The 21,873-nt window shown below is 50.0% G+C and carries 23 protein-coding genes; 13 read left to right on the forward strand and 10 right to left on the reverse strand.

Annotated elements, in window-relative coordinates:
• Position 1 precedes the first annotated feature (1 nt).
• From NDI44_RS09860 to NDI44_RS09875, 4 genes are all read right to left on the reverse strand, one after another.
• Positions 2 to 361, reverse strand: a complete 360-nt coding sequence (locus NDI44_RS09860; RefSeq protein WP_190415303.1) for a type II toxin-antitoxin system PemK/MazF family toxin — start codon at positions 359 to 361, stop codon at positions 2 to 4.
• Positions 348 to 578, reverse strand: a complete 231-nt coding sequence (locus tag NDI44_RS09865) for a CopG family transcriptional regulator (protein WP_190415703.1) — start codon at positions 576 to 578, stop codon at positions 348 to 350. Before NDI44_RS09865 ends, NDI44_RS09860 begins: the two co-directional genes overlap by 14 nt.
• Before the next feature lie 129 nt (positions 579 to 707).
• Complete coding sequence (locus tag NDI44_RS09870; protein ID WP_190415305.1) at positions 708 to 1,061, reverse strand: DUF5615 family PIN-like protein; 354 nt, start codon at positions 1,059 to 1,061, stop codon at positions 708 to 710.
• A complete protein-coding gene (locus NDI44_RS09875; RefSeq protein ID WP_190415307.1) occupies positions 1,054 to 1,452 on the reverse strand; it encodes a DUF433 domain-containing protein in 399 nt (132 codons plus the stop codon). The genes NDI44_RS09870 and NDI44_RS09875 overlap by 8 nt, the downstream gene beginning before the upstream one ends.
• Before the next feature lie 54 nt (positions 1,453 to 1,506).
• Between NDI44_RS09875 and NDI44_RS09880 the strand changes: the two genes are divergently transcribed.
• The 3 genes from NDI44_RS09880 (at position 1,507) to NDI44_RS09890 (ending at position 4,232) form a co-directional block, all read left to right on the forward strand.
• Positions 1,507 to 1,707, forward strand: a complete 201-nt coding sequence (locus tag NDI44_RS09880) for a hypothetical protein (protein ID WP_190415309.1) — start codon at positions 1,507 to 1,509, stop codon at positions 1,705 to 1,707.
• Between the two features lie 40 nt (positions 1,708 to 1,747).
• Complete coding sequence (locus tag NDI44_RS09885) at positions 1,748 to 3,649, forward strand: S9 family peptidase (RefSeq protein WP_190415311.1); 1,902 nt, start codon at positions 1,748 to 1,750, stop codon at positions 3,647 to 3,649.
• A gap of 151 nt (positions 3,650 to 3,800) precedes the next feature.
• On the forward strand, positions 3,801 to 4,232 hold the full coding sequence (locus NDI44_RS09890) for a nucleoside deaminase (RefSeq protein WP_190415313.1): 432 nt from the start codon (positions 3,801 to 3,803) through the stop codon (positions 4,230 to 4,232).
• Positions 4,233 to 4,467: 235 nt separating this feature from the next.
• On the opposite strand, the gene rbsK is transcribed toward NDI44_RS09890, so the two are convergent.
• The 3 genes from rbsK to ebsA form a co-directional block, all read right to left on the reverse strand.
• Entirely contained in the window at positions 4,468 to 5,403 is a 936-nt protein-coding gene (gene rbsK, locus NDI44_RS09895) for a ribokinase (protein WP_190415315.1), read from the reverse strand.
• 88 nt (positions 5,404 to 5,491) lie between these two features.
• The gene (locus NDI44_RS09900) at positions 5,492 to 6,583 is read right to left on the reverse strand and encodes a DRTGG domain-containing protein (RefSeq protein WP_190415704.1); all 1,092 of its coding nucleotides are present in this window, start codon (positions 6,581 to 6,583) and stop codon (positions 5,492 to 5,494) included.
• Positions 6,584 to 6,609: 26 nt separating this feature from the next.
• Complete coding sequence (gene ebsA / locus NDI44_RS09905; protein WP_190415317.1) at positions 6,610 to 6,984, reverse strand: type IV pilus biogenesis protein EbsA; 375 nt, start codon at positions 6,982 to 6,984, stop codon at positions 6,610 to 6,612.
• 379 nt (positions 6,985 to 7,363) lie between these two features.
• Between ebsA and NDI44_RS09910 the strand changes: the two genes are divergently transcribed.
• Both NDI44_RS09910 and NDI44_RS09915 read left to right on the forward strand, forming a co-directional pair.
• On the forward strand, positions 7,364 to 8,338 hold the full coding sequence (locus NDI44_RS09910; RefSeq protein WP_190415319.1) for a radical SAM protein: 975 nt from the start codon (positions 7,364 to 7,366) through the stop codon (positions 8,336 to 8,338).
• Positions 8,292 to 9,728, forward strand: coding sequence for a glycosyltransferase family 2 protein (locus NDI44_RS09915; RefSeq protein WP_190415321.1), 1,437 nt, complete (start codon positions 8,292 to 8,294; stop codon positions 9,726 to 9,728). The genes NDI44_RS09910 and NDI44_RS09915 overlap by 47 nt, the downstream gene beginning before the upstream one ends.
• Positions 9,729 to 9,761: 33 nt before the next feature.
• Here the strand turns inward: NDI44_RS09915 and NDI44_RS09920 are convergent, their stop codons facing one another.
• Positions 9,762 to 11,891, reverse strand: a complete 2,130-nt coding sequence (locus tag NDI44_RS09920) for a DNA polymerase III subunit gamma/tau (protein WP_190415323.1) — start codon at positions 11,889 to 11,891, stop codon at positions 9,762 to 9,764.
• Positions 11,892 to 12,118: 227 nt separating this feature from the next.
• Between NDI44_RS09920 and NDI44_RS09925 the strand changes: the two genes are divergently transcribed.
• Together NDI44_RS09925 and rnhA are read left to right on the forward strand one after the other, a co-directional pair.
• On the forward strand, positions 12,119 to 13,714 hold the full coding sequence (locus NDI44_RS09925; protein WP_190415326.1) for a tetratricopeptide repeat protein: 1,596 nt from the start codon (positions 12,119 to 12,121) through the stop codon (positions 13,712 to 13,714).
• A 78-nt stretch (positions 13,715 to 13,792) separates the two neighbouring features.
• The gene (gene rnhA, locus NDI44_RS09930) at positions 13,793 to 14,671 is read left to right on the forward strand and encodes a ribonuclease HI (RefSeq protein WP_190415328.1); all 879 of its coding nucleotides are present in this window, start codon (positions 13,793 to 13,795) and stop codon (positions 14,669 to 14,671) included.
• A 125-nt stretch (positions 14,672 to 14,796) separates the two neighbouring features.
• Here the strand turns inward: rnhA and cruG are convergent, their stop codons facing one another.
• Together cruG and cruF are read right to left on the reverse strand one after the other, a co-directional pair.
• Entirely contained in the window at positions 14,797 to 16,044 is a 1,248-nt protein-coding gene (gene cruG, locus NDI44_RS09935) for a 2'-O-glycosyltransferase CruG (RefSeq protein ID WP_190415329.1), read from the reverse strand.
• On the reverse strand, positions 16,041 to 16,961 hold the full coding sequence (gene cruF, locus NDI44_RS09940) for a gamma-carotene 1'-hydroxylase CruF (RefSeq protein WP_190415331.1): 921 nt from the start codon (positions 16,959 to 16,961) through the stop codon (positions 16,041 to 16,043). Before cruF ends, cruG begins: the two co-directional genes overlap by 4 nt.
• Positions 16,962 to 17,398: 437 nt before the next feature.
• Between cruF and NDI44_RS09945 the strand changes: the two genes are divergently transcribed.
• The 6 genes from NDI44_RS09945 to NDI44_RS09970 all read left to right on the forward strand — a co-directional run bounded on the left by NDI44_RS09945 (position 17,399) and on the right by NDI44_RS09970 (position 21,457).
• The gene (locus NDI44_RS09945) at positions 17,399 to 18,685 is read left to right on the forward strand and encodes a GNAT family N-acetyltransferase (protein ID WP_190674147.1); all 1,287 of its coding nucleotides are present in this window, start codon (positions 17,399 to 17,401) and stop codon (positions 18,683 to 18,685) included.
• Positions 18,648 to 19,163, forward strand: a complete 516-nt coding sequence (gene ruvX, locus NDI44_RS09950; protein WP_242037179.1) for a Holliday junction resolvase RuvX — start codon at positions 18,648 to 18,650, stop codon at positions 19,161 to 19,163. The genes NDI44_RS09945 and ruvX overlap by 38 nt, the downstream gene beginning before the upstream one ends.
• Positions 19,164 to 19,248: 85 nt before the next feature.
• Complete coding sequence (rpsO, locus tag NDI44_RS09955; RefSeq protein ID WP_190415339.1) at positions 19,249 to 19,518, forward strand: 30S ribosomal protein S15; 270 nt, start codon at positions 19,249 to 19,251, stop codon at positions 19,516 to 19,518.
• A 15-nt stretch (positions 19,519 to 19,533) separates the two neighbouring features.
• Positions 19,534 to 19,998, forward strand: a complete 465-nt coding sequence (locus NDI44_RS09960; RefSeq protein ID WP_190415341.1) for a PAM68 family protein — start codon at positions 19,534 to 19,536, stop codon at positions 19,996 to 19,998.
• Positions 19,999 to 20,231: 233 nt separating this feature from the next.
• Positions 20,232 to 21,290: a 3-deoxy-7-phosphoheptulonate synthase gene (aroF, locus tag NDI44_RS09965; RefSeq protein WP_190415343.1), complete on the forward strand. Its 1,059-nt coding sequence runs from the start codon at positions 20,232 to 20,234 to the stop codon at positions 21,288 to 21,290.
• Positions 21,291 to 21,328: 38 nt separating this feature from the next.
• Positions 21,329 to 21,457 (forward strand): hypothetical protein, encoded by a 129-nt coding sequence (locus NDI44_RS09970; protein ID WP_277877672.1) that lies wholly within the window; start codon positions 21,329 to 21,331, stop codon positions 21,455 to 21,457.
• Positions 21,458 to 21,873 lie beyond the last annotated feature (416 nt).

A 21,873-nucleotide genomic window follows, 5' to 3' on the forward strand; every position in this document is an offset into this window, starting at 1 on the left:
TTTAGATCGCAAACCCCAAAACCACATTTAAACTAAAGCGAATCTGTTCCCAATATTCTTCTTCCAGCACACCCACTAAACCCAAAACGCGACGATGATCGACAGCACGAATTTGCCCGACATCAATAAAACGGTCTTGGTCTAATCCATTGGAGGATGTTGCTTTAACATTCACAACATAAGGGGCTTCTTTATTTCCCGGTCGAAATGGCATCACAATTGTCAGAAGCCCATACTGGTTCATAATGTCATTTTGCACAATCAAGCAAGCGCGGGTTTTTTGCGCCTCAGCCCCCACTGTTGGATCGAGTGTTACCCAACGGATTTCTCCCCGCCGATAAGTTAAATTACTCGCTGGCATTCATGCCATCCCCAGCGACACTATCCCAAGCTGCAATTTCAGCTTGGTACTCTGGATCTTTAGCATCCTGTTGGAGGGCGGTAATCATTTGTGTCTCCAAAATACGGCGGCGGTGTTCTGCAAGCAAATCGTTAATATAGGCACTGCGGTTGCCTTTTGCCTGCCGATCTACAAATCGCAGGATGTCATCTTCTAAAGAGATTGTGACTTTCTGCATCAGTATGAGTTTTGGGTATGGTAATTTCATCATACTCAAAATTCTCCCAGTTCATTTCAGGCATCGTGTGTGAAGCGAACAGAGCAAACCCAGTAAATCGCATCCTTCACCAAGACAAAGTGCGATCGCTTATGTTCGCCACTGGTTCAGCCAGCGTACTTGCCCGATCCACTCAGATGCGTGTGTCTCTGACAGCAGGCGATCTAGAGCAGCAATTAAATCCGAGAGTGTCCAACTGCTTTGAGCCGCCAGGATAATGCCCCCATGTTGGGGGTATTCGGCTAAAATCAAAAAATCGCGGATGTTAAAGGTAAAGATACACCGTCCTTGTGCCGTAGCCCCTAATAACTGAGCCTCATCGCTGGCATCTAAAGGCATCCAATCAGTTGGTGTTCGGGTGACATCGTGACCGCGAGAAATTAAGGCTTGATGTAGGGCTTTAATAGATGTATCGGCATCAAGGTGCAACAGCGGTTTAGACATTTGCCGCTTCAAGAGTTTCTTCAGATGCGATCGCCATCTCTATTTCCGCCGCGTGCGCTCCAAAGTAAGCTAGAGCCTGCTTCACCTGAGCCTCACTCAACCCATACTCAGCAGCAATCTCCTTCGGGGATAAACCCCAAAGTTTCGCAGCAACTACCACTGTCTGCACGCGCAAGCCAGTCCCGCGCAGAAAAGGCATTGGCTGACCGCTAGCGCCGCGACGGTATGTAATTTCAGGAAATGCCGGATCGTCGAGTTGCTGGCTTAGCGCCCCTACCTTCTCTGCCACAGCCCACAAAATGAATTGATTTAGCGAAATACCTTGGGAAGCTGCATATTTTTCGGCATCTTGCTTTAACTGAGTCGGTAAGTTCAAGGAGTAACGTGCCATTGATTCTTCCTCAGCGTGCCAATATTATACACATCATATATTACGTCGTATGATATGTCATTTAATCCACAAGCGTCGTCAAGACAACTGTTTGGCTATCCTAATTTGTATCGGCACACGATCGCATCCTCGCCCCGTCACAGCCAAAGCGATCGCATTCTCCCCAACAGAAGAAACGCGATAGCTTGCGCTGACTTGTCAGTTCGCGCTTTATCGGGTCGGTTAACCATACTGGGGGATTCGCGAGTTCTATGAGCAAAGTAAGAATAAGGAGATCGAGTAGTAAGAGGTAAAAATGCAATCAACTATTGAGCGATCGGCAACCCAACTACCGCCGCTGATTCCCCGCGAGATTCTTTTCGGCAACCCAGAACGCACCAGTCCGCGACTATCGCCGGATGGTAAGTATCTGGCGTACATCGCCCCCGACGAGAAGAATGTCTTGCAGGTGTGGTTGCGGACAGCCGGACAGGAAGACGAGCGCCAACTCACCGCAGATAAGAAGCGCGGTATCCGGATTTTCTTCTGGACTTATAACGCCGACCAGCTGATGTATATGCAAGACTCAGATGGCGACGAGAACTTTCACCTCTATTCGGTCAATATTCACTCCAATATTGTCCGCGACTTAACGCCATTTCAAGGGGTGAAAGCACAGCCAGTGGATCTTGACCCCAAGTTCCCCGATCAAGTGTTGGTGGGGATGAACTTGAAGGACTTGCAAAAGTTTGACGTTTACCGCATCAACCTGGCTAACGGTGCGGTTGACTTATACGCCGAAAACCCAGGCAATGTCGTTAGCTGGACAGTAGACGCCCAATTCCAAGTCCGTGCCGCCACCGCTGCTACGCCTGATGGGGGTTCTGACCTATTATTCCGGGAAACAACCCAAGGTGATTGGGAAACGCTGCGTCACTGGGGGCCAGATGATGAAGGCGGTGCCGTTAGCTTCTCGGAAGACGGCAAAACCCTTTATATCAGTGGCAGTCACGATGCCAACGCTAGTCGCCTGATTGCTTTCGATGTCACTACTCGCGAAGAAACAGTAATTGCCGAAGATCCGCAATACGATCTAGGCGGCATCGTCATTCACCCAATTACGCGAGTTATCCAGGCAGTTTCCTTCTACAAAGAGAAACAAGAATGGCAGGTACTTGACCAAAGTATCGCCGCAGACTTTGAAGCGATCGCCCAAATTCGTCCCGGAGAGTTCGGTATCTCCTCCCGCGACCTCGCTGACAAAAATTGGCTAGTCGCTTTCCTCACCGATGACGGCCCGGTCTACTACTACGCCTATAACCGAGACTCCAAGACCAGCACCCTCCTGTTTAGCAACAAACCCACACTCGAAGGGTTGTCGCTGGCATCCATGCAACCGATTTCTTACCAAGCCCAAGACGGCTTGACGATTCACGGCTACCTGACAACACCTGTGGGAATCACCGCACAGAATTTACCAACCGTATTGCTGGTTCACGGTGGCCCTTGGGCGCGAGATACTTGGGGTTACGACCCGCAAGCGCAGTGGTTGGCAAACCGGGGTTACGCAGTGCTGCAAGTGAATTTCCGGGGTTCCACTGGCTACGGTAAAGCCTTTGTCAACGCTGGCAACCGGGAATGGGCGGCGAAAATGCACGACGATCTCATTGATGCCGTCAACTGGCTGGTACAACAAGGCATCTCCGACCCACAAAAGATTGCTATCATGGGCGGTTCTTACGGCGGTTACGCGACGCTAGTGGGATTAACTTTCACTCCGGATGTGTTTGCCTGCGGTGTGGATATTGTTGGCCCCAGTAACCTGATTACGCTGATGCAAAGTATCCCACCCTACTGGGAACCGCTGAAGGCGAATTTCTACTATCGGGTTGGCAACTTGGAGACGGAAGAAGAATTTCTCAAGTCGCGATCGCCCTTATTTTTCGTTGACCGCATAACTAAACCCTTGCTAATCGCCCAAGGTGCCAACGATCCACGGGTGAAGCAGGCGGAAAGCGAACAAATCGTCGAGGCGATGCAAAAGGCAAATAAGCCTGTAGAATACGCCCTTTACACCGACGAAGGACACGGTTTCGCCCGTCCCGAAAACCGACTGCACTTTTACGCGATCGCAGAAGAGTTTCTCTCTAAATACTTGGGTGGACGCTGTGAACCGCTAGGAGACATCCCCGGACATTCCGGCGTACTAAACCCATAGTCCCCATCCTCACCAATTAAGGTACGCAAAGAAAGTCTAAACTTTGCGTACCTCTGCGCGTACCTTTGCGTACCTTTGCGTTGAAAACCGAACCTTTTGCACAGAAAAGCAGTATTCTAAAACAAACTAAATTGTTGACAATTAGACTGTTATGGACGACTTTATGACAGATGCGATCGCCGAAGCTAAACAGGGACTCAGTGAGGGTGGAATTCCCATTGGTTCAGTTCTGGTGAAAGATGGGCAAATTGTCGGGAGAGGACATAATAAGCGCGTCCAAGACAACGACCCTGTTACCCATGCAGAAATCGATTGCTTACGCAATGCTGGCAGAATCGGCAGCTACAAAGATACAACACTTTATTCTACCTTGATGCCTTGTTACCTCTGTGCGGGTGCTGTTGTCCAATTTGGGATTAAAAAAGTCATCGCCGGTGAATCTGCAACTTTTTCTGGTGCCAAGGAATTCATGGAATCTCATGGCGTTGAAGTGATTGATTTAAACCTGGATGATTGCAAGCAGTTGATGAGCGATTTCATCCATAATAATCCCCAGTTATGGAATGAGGATATTGGCAAGTAATTTCCCAGAAAATAGCTTTTAAATTTAAATAATCAGGGAAAACTTTTTGTTTTACCCTCTAGAAGTTATTTATTTTTTTCGATATAATAAACTTGATAAGGAAGAACTAAGCTTCAATATTTATTGAAAACGGATTTCTATTATTTAAATATACCTTGAAAAGGCGGAATTATCGTTACCAAATACGGGATTAATCATAAAAATATACTGAATATCCTTCCCTTTTTCCACTCAACTATAGAATCCCTCTGTTTCTGAGAAATGTGTCGAACGTCTCTCTATCGGGCAGAGAGGGTTGGGCACCGGCAATGGTTGCCGAAATCGCACCAGCGGCAGCACCCCAAACCACTGCCTCCCGGAGAGGATGCCCAGAAGCCAAAGCTGCTGCCAATCCCCCATTAAACGCATCCCCAGCCGCAACAGTATCAACTGCCTGAACAGGGAAAGCGGGGACGAAGAATGTTTCCTCCTCTGTGGCACAGAAGACACCGCGATCGCCTAGTTTCACAATTGCAGTACCGACGCCCTGTTGACGTAAAGCTGCGGCTGCTTTGGCAGCGGTTTCTTGCCCATCCACCGCAAAACCCACCAATTGCCCCGCCTCAATTTCGTTGGGGGTGATAATGTCAACCAACGGATATAAAACAGACGCAAAATCTCCCATCTCGATAGCAGGTGCGGGATCGAGAATCACCTGGACACCGGCTTGTCGGGCTGCCCTAGCCGCGGCTACAACGGCTGGCATCGGAATCTCGAATTGAAGGAGCAATGCAGCAGCACCGGGTAACAAATCGCTAAGGCGTCCGACATCCTCCTGGTTCACGCGCCCATTGGCACCGGGGACGATGATAATGTGATTTTCTCCCCTCCCACCCACAGCGATCGCTGCGACGCCAGAATGAGCCGCCTCATCCACCAAGACAGCCCCAGTCTCGACACCAGACGCTTGAAGATTGGCGAGGAGTTCGCGTCCAAAATTATCGGCACCCAGACGCCCCACAAGCTGAGTTGGAATCCCCAGCCGCGCCACTGCTACCGCTTGATTCGCTCCTTTCCCACCCGCAGCCGTAAAAAAGTCATGACCCCGTAGCGTTTCGCCAGCAACTGGCAATCGGGGCGATCGCGCCACGAGATCCATGTTAATGCTGCCGAAGACGATAACTTTGGTCATTGGTCGCTCTTGAAAGTTTTGAATTTTGAGTTTTGAATGAAAGGGATTCCTAACTCAGAACTCAACATTCACCACGCTTCGGACTCGCTTACTGCACCGTAACCGCCGGTTCTAAACCCAAAGTCGCCATTAACCGCTCAATATCGAAGTTTTCAGCCATCATCTGGCGAACGCACTCGACCTTAATCGGTTCGTGGAGCCGCACTTGACCAAAGGCACGGTCAATAATTCCTACAGTCGTCAGCGTATCCAGGTCAACCGACAAAATCGGAATCTCTAAATCTTCAGCGCGGCTGAGGATAAAATGTTGTGGTGGCAATTGTCCAGTCAAGATCAGGCACTGAGTAGAAGTTTCTAAGGCGGCTAGCTGGATATCCGTGCGATCGCCTCCCGTCACCACCGCCATGTTCGTTCCCTTGCGGAAATACTTCAGCGCTGAATTTACATTCATTGCGCCAATTGTCAAGCTCTGTACCATTAAATCCAATCGATCTGGACGGCACAGAACTTCTGCTTTCAACTGGCTGACCAGTTCCCGAACGCTGACACTCCGCAGCAACTCGCTTCTTGGCAACATTCCCAACACAGGAATCCCCTGCCGCTCTAGAAAAGGTCGTACGAGCGTCTCAGCGGCTTCCAGATTAGCTGCGGGAATATCGTTTATCAAAACACCCGTTAAGCGATCGCCCAGCCGCTTTTTGGCTGACAACAGCGCATCCACCAATAGAACCGAGTGAAAACGAGCCACCAGTAAAACAGCCGCATCAACCGCCTCAGCAACCTGTCCCAGAGACAAGTCGAATAAGCTGCCTTCTTCCAAAGTTCCTGGCCCTTCTAATAAAACCATTGGGGCACCAGGCACCCGTCGATACTGCTCCAGAGACAGACGGTAATCCGTCTGGTCTTCTCCAGATAGGCGTCTTTGAATCGTCTCTTCATCCAGAGACAGCAGAGTCGGTCTGATTCGGTTTTCTGGTAATTTCAATACCTGAGCGAGTAACCGGACATCCTCCTCCATCGCATCTGTTTGCGATTCACTTAAACAGGTGCCCAGCGGTTTCCCATAGGCGATATCCAGACCTTTTTCTTTCAGCTGATGGGCAATCCCCAAGATCGTTGCTGACTTGCCACTGTAAGCTTCTGTTGACCCGATAAGCAAATATTTAGCCGCTTTTGGCACACCCTCACTCCTCATTTCTACAGTGTTCAACCATCTGCTCGTAGCAGCTTACGATAGAACGCGTGGGAAAAGTCGATTGTGCGAGTGCGCTTGAAATTCATAATTACATCGATTAAAAAATCGACTAACTCTGAATTTGCCATCATCACTTCGTAACTCAGTTCCGCATTTCCATCAAACTGCAACCGACAACGGGTCAAATCCAATGGGAGCCTAGACACATACCAGGTGGCAACAAAAGGAATGCTATCGCCGCCTTCTATTTTGCGATTCCCTTCTAAAGACCCTTTTTGATACAGGCTAATTGCCAAGGGCAACATATTTCGCTTATTGCCCTGGTAGTAGGGCATGTAGACACTGACATCCCCTTGGTTTGCAGGCTGAAGTTGGTCAATTGACATTGTCTTAAATCTTCCTCAATTTCCGTCTGACTGGCAGTAGGGCGTTGTCCCTAATTTTCTGCGCTCTGACAGCCGATTGGGAACACAATAGCTTAGAGTTCTAGCCTTGGACGGTGGAGCTAATGGTGATTCTACCTTAATATACAGGTTCCCGCGTCCTCCCCAGGATAAATTCATTCATTAAAGGAATTAAGGACTATGTGGGAGGGAGAAAGAGCAGGAAAGAGTAGTAGAGAAATTTTCGTTTTCCTTCCCCTTTTTTCCCTTTGTAGCGAATTTTTTTCCCCTTTTCCCCGATTCCTGAGTAAAACTTCCTATCTGTTGCCGATTAGTTTACGCTGACTGAATAAAGTTAGGGAATTATTCACGCGAGAAATCTATGCCTCCTTTAGTTGCTAATTACTACTTAACTTATCGCTGCAACGCCCGATGTCATTTTTGTAACATCTGGGCATTAGAGCCACCCCAAGAAGCTGACTTTGCCACGATTCAACACAACTTAAAGGACTTGCGCCGGTTGGGTCTGAAGTATATAGACTTTACGGGTGGCGAACCCCTGCTACGTGCAGATGTTGGTCAGATTTACGCTGAAGCCAAAAAGCAGGGATTCTGGACCAGCATGACGACGAATACAATTCTTTACCCGAAAAAAGCCAAAGAAATTCAAGGATTAGTTGACTTCTTGAATTTCTCGCTAGATGGTGCAGATGCTGAAACCCACGACCATTCGCGGGGAGTGAAAATTTTTGACACCCTGGTTGAGTCGGTTGCTCTAGCACAAGAACTCGGCGAACAACCCGTTCTCAACCACACCGTCACCGCCCAAAATTATCAGCACATTAACGAAGTCGCAGAACTCGGTCTGCGCCTAGGCGTCAGGGTATGGCTCAACCCAGCTTTCACCGCCCACGACCACTACAATTCCAACAAGAATCCCACCCCAGACATGGTGGCAGCAATTCAAGCCGCCGCCAAGAAATATAAGAATGTCGGATACAATAAGGCTGCACTGGCGTTCATTGAAGCTGGGGGGAATGATACGAAAAATCCCCGCTGTAAAGCGGTAGATGCAGTAATTGCGATTTCTCCCGACGACAAGCTACTCCTACCTTGCTATCACTTTGCCCAAACCGGCGTTCCCATTAACGGTAAGCTTTACGACCTCTATCGCCAGTCAGAGGAAGTAGAATCCTACCGCCAATCTCAGGGCAAGCTGTCCGTGTGCGAAGGATGTACGGTATGGTGTTACCTGATCCCCAGCTTCTTTATGGGTGTAGATAAGTATTGGTGGTTGAATCAAGTAACCTATGCCGGAGAATTCCTGGCCCGAAAAAGATTCTTACAACGAGCTTGAACCGCTCGATTCTCTGTTGTCTGAATGTAGAGACGCAATCAATGAAGTTTCTACAGAAGAATTTGAGAGCGACTTTTTTCAGGGACTGGCAGGACGCCGACGCAAAGCGGCGTTCGCCTTAACGGTGATTTGGGGCAGCATCATTGCCCTACATCTGTTTGTTTGGGGTTCGTGGTTAGTCCTAGGACTGACCGGACTGTTGGTGATTCAAGCGTTCCGCGTCGTATTCGCGCGACCCCGACCAGTCCCAGCGCCGTTGTCGGAAGCAACAAAAGACCAATGGCCTTCTGTTTCCCTACTGGTGGCAGCTAAAAATGAGGAAGCTGTTATTGGTAACCTGGTGAAAATGCTGTGTAATCAGGACTACCCAGTAGATCGGTATGAAGTTTGGGTGATTGACGACCACAGCACCGATCGAACCCCCCTAGTGTTAGAGCATCTGGCGAAGGAATATCGCCAGTTAAAAGTCCTGCGCCGAGGTGCGAATGGGGTTGGCGGCAAATCGGGAGCGCTGAATCAAGTGTTGTCCCTGACGCGAGGAGAAATTGTCGGGGTATTTGATGCCGACGCCCAAGTGCCACCAGATATGCTGCGTCGGGTTTGCCCAAGTTTTGAGCGGCAACAGGTGGGAGCCGTGCAGATGCGAAAAGCGATCGCGAACCCATCGCTGAATTTCTGGACTCGCGGTCAGATGGCAGAAATGGCACTGGACTCCTATTTCCAGGAGCAGCGCATTGCCATTGGCGGCATCGGGGAACTTCGAGGCAACGGTCAATTTGTCCGCAGAGCTGCCTTGGAGCATTGCGGTGGGTGGAATGAGGAAACCATCACGGACGACTTGGATTTAACGATCCGCTTACACCTGGATCGGTGGGATATCGAATTTCTGATCTTTCCCCCCGTGTATGAGGAAGGCGTCACCAGCGCGCTGGCACTGTGGCACCAGCGCAATCGATGGGCAGAAGGGGGATTCCAGCGCTATCTGGACTACTGGCGTTTCCTGGTGTCAAACCGGATGGGCACCCTCAAAAGCATTGATGCGTTCTCGTTTTTGCTCACCCAGTATATTCTCCCCGCTGCTGCCGTGCCCGACTGCCTAATGGCGATCGCGCGGAATCGTCTGCCGATTCTGAGTCCCGTCACCGGAATGACGTTCACCCTCTTTCTGATGGGGATGTTCGTCGGTCTGCGCCGCACCAGAAAAGAAGAGAAATTGACTGCATCGGTCTTTTTTGCCACCCTGGTGCAAACCTTACGCGGCGTCCTTTATATGCTCCACTGGATGGCGATTATCGCGAGTACCACCGCCCGGATGTCAGTGCGACCGAAGCGGCTGAAATGGATAAAAACTGTGCATCAAGGCAGCAGCGAGGAAAGTTTCGAGTTTTGAAGTAGAGACACAGGCACTGCCTGTGTCTCTACTCTAAAACCCTACATCATCATCCTCTTGCCACTCATTGAGTAGCTCATCGGCAGGCTCGATCATCTCTGCGAGTGGCAAGCGTGTCGGCATCGGTTCGGAAAGAGACTCTAAATCTAAAGTCTCTAAATTTTCCTCTCGCTCGTCAGCCAGCTTGACAATTTCCCCTTTGAAAAAGTCCGCGAGGCGTTTGGCAGCGATCGCGACTTCATCGTCCCACTCTACATCTGGCGGTGCGGGGGGTTGGGCTGTCGCTGCTGGAGTCCGCGAAGCTGTAGAACTGCCGTTTTTAAACTCATGCTTCGTCTGCGGTGCCATCTTAGACGGCAGCGGACTGGTTGAAGCGGGTGCTAAGTAGTTGCTAGCGCCATTCTCTTTCTTGACTTCCCCGGAAGGCTGTACGGGCGGTGATTGAGGAGCCGGTGTCCCAGACGCGATCGCTCCTACGGAATTTTGACTGGGCGATGTTCCCACAGACTTTTCAGAGTTTGGCGGCTTTGAGGCACTATTCGACTTCACCTCAGTCCCTCCGGCAACTTGAAAGCTAACTTTTACCTTAGATTGAAAGGTTTTTGAAAACGCTGCTTCCACATCTGGCAGTTTTGTCTGGGCTAACTTTAACAAACCCGTTGAACTGACACTCAGGATTGCTTCCCGACCATTAAAGTTTAGTAAGCGACATCGTTGACGCAAAAATTCTTGCGTCCCAAATAGCTGGACGCGATCGATCACCTGTTGCCAAACTCGATCGAGTTCGACTCCTCGATCCGGACCCTCCGCAGGCTGAGAAACTGGCGCAGGGGTTTCGGTCGATTCTCGCTTTTCTGGTGGCGGTGGTGCCGCTGAGGGCGGCTCTGGTGGTGCTTCCTGCTGAATCGGCGAAACATTGGGGGGAGGGGTGTCAACGACTGGCGTAGCGGGTTGGGCAGGTGTTGAGTGTTGAGTGTTGGGCGTGGACGATCCCCGATCGCCTCTTGCCTCTTGCCTCTCGACACGGGGGCGAGTCAGATTAACACTGCCCACCGCCTGTGTCTGCTGACCGCTATTCGCGATTGGCAGCAATCCCAATAGCGTCACTTCTAACCACAGGCGCGGCTGAGTCGTATTTCTAATTTGAACTTCGCTGTCCTTCAGGTGCTTTTGCCCCTGCAAAATGGTCGGGATGTCCAGATCCGCAAATTCGCACAGATGAGTCCAAGTGGGCGCGGTCACGGCGACTAAATCCGGGCGTTTGGGGGCAGTTTTGGCAATGAGTAAATCCCGGTAGAAACCGGCAAGATTTTGGAGGACAATCAGCGGTTCTCTCCCCCTGTCCATGAGGTGACGAGCTTTTTCCAGAACCGCTTCGGGATCGGAATGCGCGATCGCCTTCAACAACTCCATTAAATCTCGTTCTGGCACCGCTCCCACTAAATCCCAGACCGCCTCTACCGTCACTTGACCGGATAATAGGCTGAGCTGGTCGAGCAGGCTTTCCGCATCTCGCAAGCCTCCCTGCGCCACTTGAGACACCAAGGTAATCGCCTCGGAAGTAATGTTGATATTTTCCAACTGGGCAATTTTTCTCAGATGCTCCACCATCGCCTCTAAGGGAATGCGGCGAAAATCAAAGCGTTGACAGCGAGAAATAATTGTCGGTAACACTCGCTGCGGATCGGTGGTCGCCAGGACAAAGACAACGTGCTTGGGTGGCTCCTCTAGCGTCTTCAGCAAGGCATTGAACGCAGCTGAACTGAGACTATGAACTTCGTCAATCACATACACTTTGTAGCGGCACTGAACGGGGGCATATTGGGCGCGTTCGATGATTTCCCGGATATTGTCCACGCCGGTGTTGCTAGCGGCGTCGATTTCAATCACGTCCAGTGCTGAACCTTTGGCGATGCCTTGGCAAACAGGACAAACGCCACAAGGTTGTTCTGTCGGCTGACTATTCTGAAGACAGTTCAGCGACTTTGCCAGAATCCGGGCGCTGGAGGTTTTGCCCGTTCCTCTGGAACCCGTGAATAAATAGGCGGGAGCAATCCGTTCGGTACGGATGGCGTTGCGGAGTGTGTGGGCGATCGCTTCTTGTCCCACCAAATCCGCGAACGTCTGAGGGCGATACTTGTGATGTAGGGGTTGGTAGGTCACGGCAGGGATTCGTCAGGCTAGACAAGCGACAGAGGTGTCGATAAAAGTGTAACGTGTTGCTCTAGTCGAACCGGATGCGATCGCCTTCTGGTTGTCTTTAGAGAATTGGTGTGGTTTTCTGGAAGGCAAACATTACGGTTAACCGATCAAAAGCTCATAATAGCCAGTAAACTGTTCAAGCCCGTTAGATAAAATCTGAGAAAGTAAGGGCGGGGGGACTCTAGCAAATGCTCAAGCAACTATGGCGATCGCTGGTAAGGTGGTTTCAGCGTTTATTTGGAACGGGCGGCAGGCGAAACCCAACACCCGCCTCGGTTCGCTCGGAACCCCCTAAACCCCTGACGGATACAGATTATGAATTTTTGTACAGCCAACTGCTCGAAGGAGTCGCGCATGGCTGGCAGCAAGACCGGGTTTTACGATTTTTTGAGTCTCTGGGCGATCGCGGTCAATCATCCCTATGGGTGGGGTGGCTGAACCGCTTTGGGGAAAGATTATTGGCTTCCCCTGCACCTAATAATGAGTTAGCGGCGCGAATGGTGCAGCTTGGTCAGGTGGGCTGCGGAGAAATCGGGGAAGTTTCTTATGATATTGGGATGCAACTGCTGACGAGAAATGCTCCGGCACGAGCAGTAACCCCCCCACCTGTCTCTTCTGTCTTTGAATACGAGGAGTTCGACGCACCGGAGGAGGAAGTCCCTGCGGTTAGTGAGGAAGGAGAGGAAGGTGAACTCAAAACAGTCACCCTAGATGAGTTGTTGGTGATGTTGCAGCAGGATAGCGGTTTACTTCAGCAAATTTCCGAGCAACTGCAAATTGAGACGACCGATCCACAAGTGATTGTGCAGGCATTGATGAATCAATTCAATGCGGCAAATCCATCCAGCGCCGAGGAAGCAGAAAATCCATCGAGTGCAGAGGAAGCCGAAGCTTGGTTTAATCAAGGCAATCAACAAGCCAGTGCTGGAGAATTGTCAGAAGCGATCGCTTGTTACGATCGTTGCTTAGCGATTAGCCCGGATAACTATATCGCCTGGAACAACCGAGGCGTGATGCAGAAAAATTTAGGACAGTTGCAAAATGCGATCGCTAGCTTTAACAAGGCGATAGAAATTAAACCCGACTTTTACGAAGCTTGGAACAACCAAGGCAATACTTTCCAAGACTTAGACCGTTTAGAAGAAGCGATCGCTAGCTTTGACAAGGCAGTAGAAATTAAAGCAAACGACCCAGAAGCCTTCTACAATCGGGGATTAGCGCTGGAAAACTTGAACCGCTATGAAGAAGCGCTGGCGAGTTTTGACCGGGTGCTGCAACTCCAACCCAACTATTCAGAAGTCTGGATGGTAAGAGGCGAGACCCTACACCGCTTAGCTCGATATGAGGAAGCGATCGCCAGCTACGACCAAGCTTTGCAACTCAAACTGGATGACTGGGACTCCTGGATCGGTCGCGGCAAATCAGCGCTTCTTTCAACAAATTTGGACCCTCTACTGAGTTCCTTAAGTAAGGTTGCTCAAAATAATCCAGCCTTGAACCAGCGCGGTGATGAAGGGCAGTTGGCAAGCTATGAGGAAGGGTTGAAGTACGTTTCTCAAGACACTCACCCAGAAGGTTGGGGTAGATTGCATCAGGCAATCGGCAATGCTTACTATGAGCGATCGCAAGTTAATCCAGAACCTAATCCGTTGCGCCAAAAAGCCATCATTGAGTACGAACAGGTGCTATCAAGCCTCCCCGAAGCGGATTTTCCAGAGTTGCATCAAGAGATTTTACAAGACCTTCTGCAACTCCAGCAATCTTTAGGACAACCCTCTGAATAATCTGACAGGGCAGTTTTCCCTCACTTGGGGCTGCCCGTTTTTTGTACAATAACCATTCAACCTCGCAAAATCACTTTCATGCCCTTGACTCGGACAATCCAAAGTATCTATACCGATGGTGCCTGCGTCGGCAACCCAGGTCCTGGAGGCTGGGGTGTTGTTGTCTATTTCACCGATGGTTCGGTCTATGAAATGGGCGACGCCGATCCGGCAACCACTAATAATCGGATGGAAATGCAAGCCGCAATCGGCGCATTGAAACTCGTGAACGGCCTCGGACAACAAGAACCCATCACCCTCTACACCGATAGCGAATACCTGAAAAACGGTGTTACCAAATGGGTAAAAGGTTGGAAAAAGAAGGGTTGGAAGACGGCAGAAGGGAAACCCGTCCTCAACCAAGACCTTTGGGAAATACTCGATGAACTCAATCTTCCCCGGATCGAGTGGCGATATGTCCGGGGTCACGCAGGAAATGAGGGGAATGAGCGCTGCGATGCGATCGCGCGGGCTTTTGCGACGGGGAAGACTCCTTCGCTGCAACAACCCATAGCAGAAGAGTCAATTGTTTCACCCGCCACTAATTCTATTGATAACAAAACGATACAATCGAGTGACTTATCTTCTGACCCTCCTAACCTCGGCCTAGTCATGGTAGATTCTACTACTCCATCTGCTCTTGATTCTCAGGACAATCTGCCCCGTGAGGTGAGAGTCGCCCAGCTGCGTAATCTGATAGAAACTCTCCACGTGGCTGACGAAATTGCTGCTAAAGGCTACCTAATTACTAGCTCTGAATTAGCTGACTTGATGGATGTCAATGCCAGCGCTGTCACCAGTCGCGGAGACCACTGGGGATGGCGCAATTGGATTGTGTCGCGGGTTCGCCGTGAGGGCAATCAAATTCTTTGGCAGCTAGAACGGGTAGATGCCGTTAACAGTAATTTCGATTCTTAAATGAGTTTTGGTTTTGGGGAATTGGGAAAAAGTTGTGAGTTTTGAGTTTTGAATTAAAGAACTCTCCGATCGCTCAAAATCCAACACTCATTACTCTCATTACCCCTTTGCTTGAAAACTCAAAACTATCCATAACTCCGACCGCGCCATTGCTTAGGAGTACGGATAGCAGACAGAAAAATTCGCAACACAGCTAAAGGATCTGCCAGAGGGGAAAGATAAAAGTAAACAGGTAAAAGTAAAAAGTCAAAGTTCCTTTCCCGTTTGCCTGATTCCGATCCTTTGAAGCTGGGGGATCGCACTGTGCTTTCATAAGATGGCGCGATCGCGAGTAGCAACGCAAACCGAATTAATAGCAGAAATAAATTTAACCCGACAGCAGCCACCACTGGGAGTGTCGAAGTTCCCATCACCAGCCAGGTGAGTAAAACCAAGGACGCGGGTAGAGGTAAACCTTGAACGGCGAATAGCAGCCACAAGTCCCCCCATATCTGACCCCTGGAAGCAGCGTCTTTTAGGTCAAGCGATCGCCCCCACTCTTTCCAAGTTTCGGCTGCCCCCTCATACATCCTTACCTTCAAAACCTTGGCTCCATCTAGAAAGCCCACCTTGAAACCACGGGAGGCAATATTGCGGGCAAGGGTCACATCGTCACAAAAAGAACTTCGGGCGCTGGTATAACCCCCTACAGCCTCCAAAACAGAGCGACGGCACAGGAAACACTGACCGTTCGCCATTACCCGCTCCGGATCTTGAGTATTTGTACCCGCCGGGTCGAATCGGTAAAGCAGGGTCATTAAGAGTGCTGGTTGCAACCACCACTCGCCTGGATATTTCAAGATAAATTGCGGCGACAAGGAGATTAGGTCATAACCTTCTTCCTTTGCTGTCCTGAGCAAACCGGCAACCAATCCGGGAATCGCCTGAGTATCGGCGTCCATTCCCAAAATCCACTCGCTCTGTTCGCTACTGTGCAAAAATCCGGTATGTAAAGCCCAAGGACGCCCTACCCAACTAGGCGGTAAGGGGTCATCCGTCATTAAACGAAACCGGGGATCTTGTTGCTGTGCCGCTTTAACTAACTCTGGAGTTCCATCCTGGGAGCGACTATCAACAACGATAATCTCCCGGACTTCGTAGCTTTGGCGGGTTAGCCCAGCCAGCGCTGGGCTAATTCGCTCTGCTTCATTTAAAGTCGGAACCACGACACTCACAGCACCTAAGAGTTCGGGCGTGGCAGTGTCGGGTTGAATAGGCGATCGCCGAGACGGCCCTTTCAATAGACGCGAGAGCACTATCGCTACTGCTGGTGCCTGAACGAGTAGCAGCAGCAGCGATAGTGCGCTCTGGAGTGTTAACCAATCGACGTTCACTTCACCGCCACTTTGACTTGAGTCACTGGAATTTCTGGCTTCAAACTCGCAGGAGTTTCCGCTGTGGATTCGCGAATCTCTGCGGGTTGTGCCATTTGCCAGAGGGTCAAAGTTGGAATGACACCGACCAGAACGCCCAAGGAGACGGGTATCCAATACCCAGCTGCCAAGCTCAATCCGGCTGCATAACCAAAGTTACTTAGATAGATGATGAGCGGGAAACCTAGCCCAGAACGATCCAATAAAATTGGCGTCTTTCTCCACAATATTGCTCCCACACCGATAAAGAGCGAGCTAGTGCCAAACCAACCGGCATAGTTTCCGTAAGGTGTGCCAAAGAAGGCTCCTGGCTGTTCCCAATACCAAAAAGGTACCATTGTTTGACTCATCGCTGGCTCCAGCGCAAAGTCCCAAGAGGTGAACATCATAGCAGCTACAGCGATCGCGCCTACATAGCGAACCAAGCTCGGATTTTGCCGAGTTTTTAGACCCGCGCAGGCAATTAAATAAGAAACCAATCCCATATAAAACCAGGACAAGGGAATGGTAAAAGGTACCAGTCCACCAATCTTATACCCCAAGCCGTTCAGGTAGCTGTAGTCCCCAAATGGAAAGCCTGTACTGGTTCCCAGCAATTCGCTTCCCAAGGACAGGCACACCGCAGGCAACATGAAAGTCAGCCAGTGCCACAGTCCTAACTTTCTATAGGCATAAATGGCAACGGCGACCGTTCCCAAGACGATATTCACCACTCCACCCCAAGCCATACTCCACTGGAATGCAGTCTGCCCAGTCTCCCCTAAACTCATAATTATTTCAGGATGGGGTACGACCAGCACCAGCCCCGCCAGTCCAAAAACCATCGTTACAATATGACCAATCAGGCAGAAACGCTCGACAGTGACAAGTTGCTTCATTGCAGAATTCTTACTTCTGTATGTTCTTAATAGTAGTTTACAAATGTTTGTCAAATAACCCCATGCTTATGCGGCTGTCGTCGTTAGTCGTGGCTTAAGAGTCCAAATTTAGTTGGAAGTCTCCCAATCTCGTGTCAGAAGTCCAATTCACCCGTTAGCACAACGACCTCGATCAACCTTTGGAATGCTCCGAAGTTTAAGGCTGCTGCTGGACTCCAGACTTCGAGAGAAGGAAAAACGACAATCAAATAAATTCTTCGCCAGTCGGCTTTTGGCTCTTCCTGGTCGGCGGTCAGTAGGGGAAAGCAGTTAAGATATTGGCAGCAACACTTAAAAGGCTTTTTCACTAAAAACCTATTGGTTGCGTTTTTAAGCTGGGCTTGCTCTCCAAGAGCAGCTCGCTCGACCCTATCGGCTTCATGGCGCATGTACTTAACATGACTTCATTTCTGCCTAAAGAAACCAAAATTGCGATCCGTCCCGTTCAATACCGCGATCTAGATGCGCTGGAACGGCTAGCCGCAGAAGATTTTGACGCAGGAGACCAAATTTACTCAACGGACAATCTGGGTAGAAAAGTTCATCAAATTCGACCCTGGTTTGGCCCGCTGAAGTTCTTGAGCTGGTTTCCCAATCCTTGTCAGCACACTTTTTGCGTTTATGTCGCGGAGCAGGATAACCAAGTTCGCGGTACGATCCAGGTTTCACCGTTCAACCGCACGCGCAGCACTTGGCGGGTTGAGCAGGTAGTTTTGGAGACAGGGGTACCGGCGGAAGTTGGCTCGCAGCTTTTACGTTATTGCTTCGAGTCAATCTTGGAAGCGCGTACCTGGGTGTTGGAAGTCAATGTTAACAACAAAGCAACACTGGCTCTCTACCGCCAGAATGGGTTTCAACCTTTGGCTCAGCTGACTTATTGGGCGATCGCTCCAGAGCTGCTTTCGTCACTGCAAGAGCGCGAACCGGATTTACCCAATCTTCTCCCAGTCAGCAATGCTGATGCCCAGTTACTCTACCAACTCGATACGGTGTCAATGCCGCCGCTGCTACGCCAAGTTTATGACCGTCACATCCATGACTTCAAAACTAGCTTCGCTGGCGGGTTTCTCACCAGCTTGAAGCAATGGATTGGCAAGACAGTTAGCGTTAGTGGTTACGTATTTGAACCGCAGCGCAAGGCAGCAATTGGCTATTTTCAAATTTTTCTGTCCCGCGATGGCTCCCAACCCCATGTCGCTGAGTTGACCGTACACCCAGCCTACACTTGGTTATATCCGGAGCTACTTTCCCAAATGGCTCGGATGGCTAAGGATTACCCTTCCCAGTCCTTACAACTGGCTTCAGCCGACTATCAGCCAGAACGAGAAGAATATTTGGAACAATTAGGGGCAGAACGAATCTCCCACTCGCTCCTGATGTCTCGTTCTGTGTGGCACAAGCTGCGGGAGGCAAAGCCCATTTCCCTAGAAGGGCTACAGTTGGCTGAAATGCTTCAGGGTCTCCAACCCGCTCGCAAAGCAGTACCGGGGCGGATGTCTTGGCTGAAGTCGAAGCATAAGAAGCCGCAGGTAGAACCGCAGAAGGATTTATCGTCCTCTGTGGCGTTGCCTCCAAAAGGGGGAATCGTGCTAAATTCCCAATCCCTTGATGCCACGAAAGCTAGCCGCACAGAGCGGGGAGAAGAGAATGGAGAGAATCTCGGCACTGGGTTTGGATGTCGGTAAAAAGCGGGTTGGGGTAGCTGGCTGCGATGGCACTGGATTGATTGCCACCGGAATCGCTACGATCGAACGCACTTCCTTTGACCGGGATATCGAGCAACTGCGACGCCTGGTTGAGGAGCGACAAGTGCAAGTTCTGGTCGTCGGCTTACCCTATGCGATGGATGGAACCCTAGGATTTCAGGCGCAGCAGGTGCAGAAATTTGCGACAAGAGTGGCAGCGGCTCTCCAGTTACCACTGGAATATATGGATGAGCGGCTCACGTCCTATGAGGCAGAGGAACTGCTGAAAACAGAAAGGCGATCGCTCTCCCAAAATAAGCCTCTAATTGACCGCAAGGCGGCAGCTTTGATTTTGCAACGCTGGTTAGATGAACGTCGAGCCGCAAACAAAGTCGCCAAGCAACTTGTAGAAACAACCTATATCGCGTCTGGCGCACAGATAGAGACACAGGCACAGACATCGGAAATTCCCAATTGATTCGCAATTCCCGATTATCCATCACCGATTTCCAAATCAGATGATAATATGAGAGATTGCTGCATTCTAAAAATAGACTTTATCCATGACTCTGCCGCAACAGCGTAAACACGAAATTATGACGGAGTATCAGGTTCACGAAACTGATACTGGCTCGACGGATCTCCAAATTGCGATGCTGACAGAACGCATCAATCGTCTCAGCACTCACCTCAAAGCCAACAAGAAGGATCATGCTTCTCGGCGAGGTTTGTTGACAATGATTGGTACCAGAAAGCGTCTCCTGTCCTACCTGCAAAAGGAAGATAGACCTCGCTATCAAGCCTTGATTGGTCGCCTGGGTATTCGCGGTTAAACCGCCGATAAACTTATGTCTTCAGAAGAATCCCAACGGAATCGCTTACCGTTTGAACCCGCTAAGAAGAATCGCAAAAAACCAGCGAAAAACCAACCAACAACCCTAAGCACTGCCAAAGCGGAAGGTCAAGCGCCTTCTCCAAGAAAGCTCGAATCTTCGGCAGTCCCAGAGGTGGTGAGCAAACGCATGGCTCGCCGGATGGCTCTTTTTTGTGGGATTCCTAGCGCTTTAGGCATTTTGACTTTTATTGTCAGTTATGTCGTGGTTAGCCAGCACTGGTTCAAGTTGCCCAACGCCGCAGTTGTACTTGTGAGTATGGGCTTCTTTGGGTTGGGCGTTCTGGGATTAAGTTACGGGGTTCTCTCAGCCTCCTGGGACGAAGAGAGACCGGGTAGTAAAATCGGCTGGAACGAGTTCACCACGAACTGGGGACGGATGACAGCAGCATGGCGCTCTGCTGGGCAAAAGGATTCATAAATCCCGCGCAAATACCAGTAGTCCAAAGGTGAGTTTTACTTATAAGTTCTTGAGAGAACGATTGCCATCGGTCTCGCTCTTTCCTGGGGTTTGAACCCCAGGCTATTTTCATTTTTTGCTGGAGAGATAAACTCGGCGGTCTATCTAGGCAAAGCTAGAGAAGTATTATCTCTGGTGACTTTTGAAAAAGGAGATATTCGGCAGATAAACAACCGAATTATGGATTTGGAAAAATGATTGTAGTCATGAAAGCTGGCACTCCAGAGGTCGAGATTGAGCGCGTTAGCTCTGAACTCGCCACTTGGGGACTGACACCAGAAAAAATTGTTGGGAAGCATAAGGTGGTATTAGGTCTGGTTGGTGAGACGGCTGACTTAGATCCCCTCCAGATGCAAGAAATTAGCCCTTGGGTTGAACAGGTTCTGCGAGTTGAGCAGCCCTTTAAACGGGCAAGCCGCGATTATCGTCACGGTGAAGCTAGTGACGTTGTGGTATCAACACCTAACGGTAATGTCACTTTTGGCGAACATCATCCTTTAGTAGTGGTGGCTGGTCCTTGTTCGGTCGAAAACGAAGAAATGATTATTGAAACCGCACGTCGAGTTAAGGCGGCGGGAGCGCAGTTTTTGCGCGGCGGTGCTTATAAGCCTCGGACTTCGCCCTATGCTTTCCAAGGACACGGTGAAAGTGCCTTGAATTTGCTAGCGGCGGCGCGGGAAGCGACAGGCTTGGGCATTATTACGGAATTGATGGATAGCCCTGAATTGGATGTCGTGGCAGAATTTGCCGACGTGATCCAAATTGGTGCCAGAAATATGCAAAATTTCTCCCTGTTGAAGAAAGTAGGGGCGCAAGAAAAGCCTGTGCTGCTGAAGCGGGGAATGGCGGCGACAATTGAAGATTGGTTGATGGCGGCGGAGTATATTATGGCTGCTGGCAACCCGAACGTGATTTTGTGCGAACGCGGTATCCGCACCTTTGACCGTCAATATGCACGGAATACGCTGGATTTATCGGCAATTCCAGTGCTGAGAACTTTGACTCACCTACCGATTATGATTGACCCCAGTCACGGTACTGGTAAGTCTGAGTATGTGCCTGCGATGGCGATGGCATCTATCGCTGCTGGTGCTGACTCGTTGATGATTGAAGTCCACCCCAACCCGAAGAAAGCGCTTTCTGACGGTCCTCAATCTCTGACACCAGAGCGTTTCGACCGCCTGATGCTAGAGATGTCTGTAATTGGTAAAGCTGTAGGTCGTTGGCCTGAACCTGCTGTTGCATTAGCTTAGAGTTACAAGGGTGGGCAAAGGCTCACCCTTTTTTATGGATGCGATCGCTACTGTTGATTAGTTTTGGAATGCGATCGCTACTTTTGATTAGTGATGGAATGCGATCGCTACTTTTGATTAGTGATGGAATGCGATCGCTCCCAGTACATCCCCCAACCTCCCTTTAAAAGGCGGCTAGATTCTTCAAAACCCCTTTATTAAGGGGGTCGCCGCAGGCGGGGGATCAAGTCTGATGCCAGAGGTATTGGGAATGCGATCGCTACCTTTGATTAGTTCTGGAATGTGATCGCTCCTGAATGAGATTTGACATTTTTCCGAAAATGTGCCAGCTTATCAACCACTGGGCGGTTGAAACCGCGTCTACACAAACAAAGTCCGCCTTCGCAGACTCTGATAACCCGCCTTCGCGGGTTTTACTTTGGTTGCAGAAATTGAATTCGCAAAATGCGATCGCTTTCCTCTACCCTCAGATAGGTTTTTGATGCCACAACAATAAAGAACAATACGACAAGCCTGCTTTTGTCAGGCTTTGTTTGTGTAACCCCAGCCTACAGGCTGCGGACATCTTAAAAGCTAAGTTCTG

The sequence above is a fragment of the Trichocoleus sp. DQ-A3 genome (assembly GCF_039961975.1).
GTDB lineage: Bacteria > Cyanobacteriota > Cyanobacteriia > Cyanobacteriales > FACHB-T130 > FACHB-T130.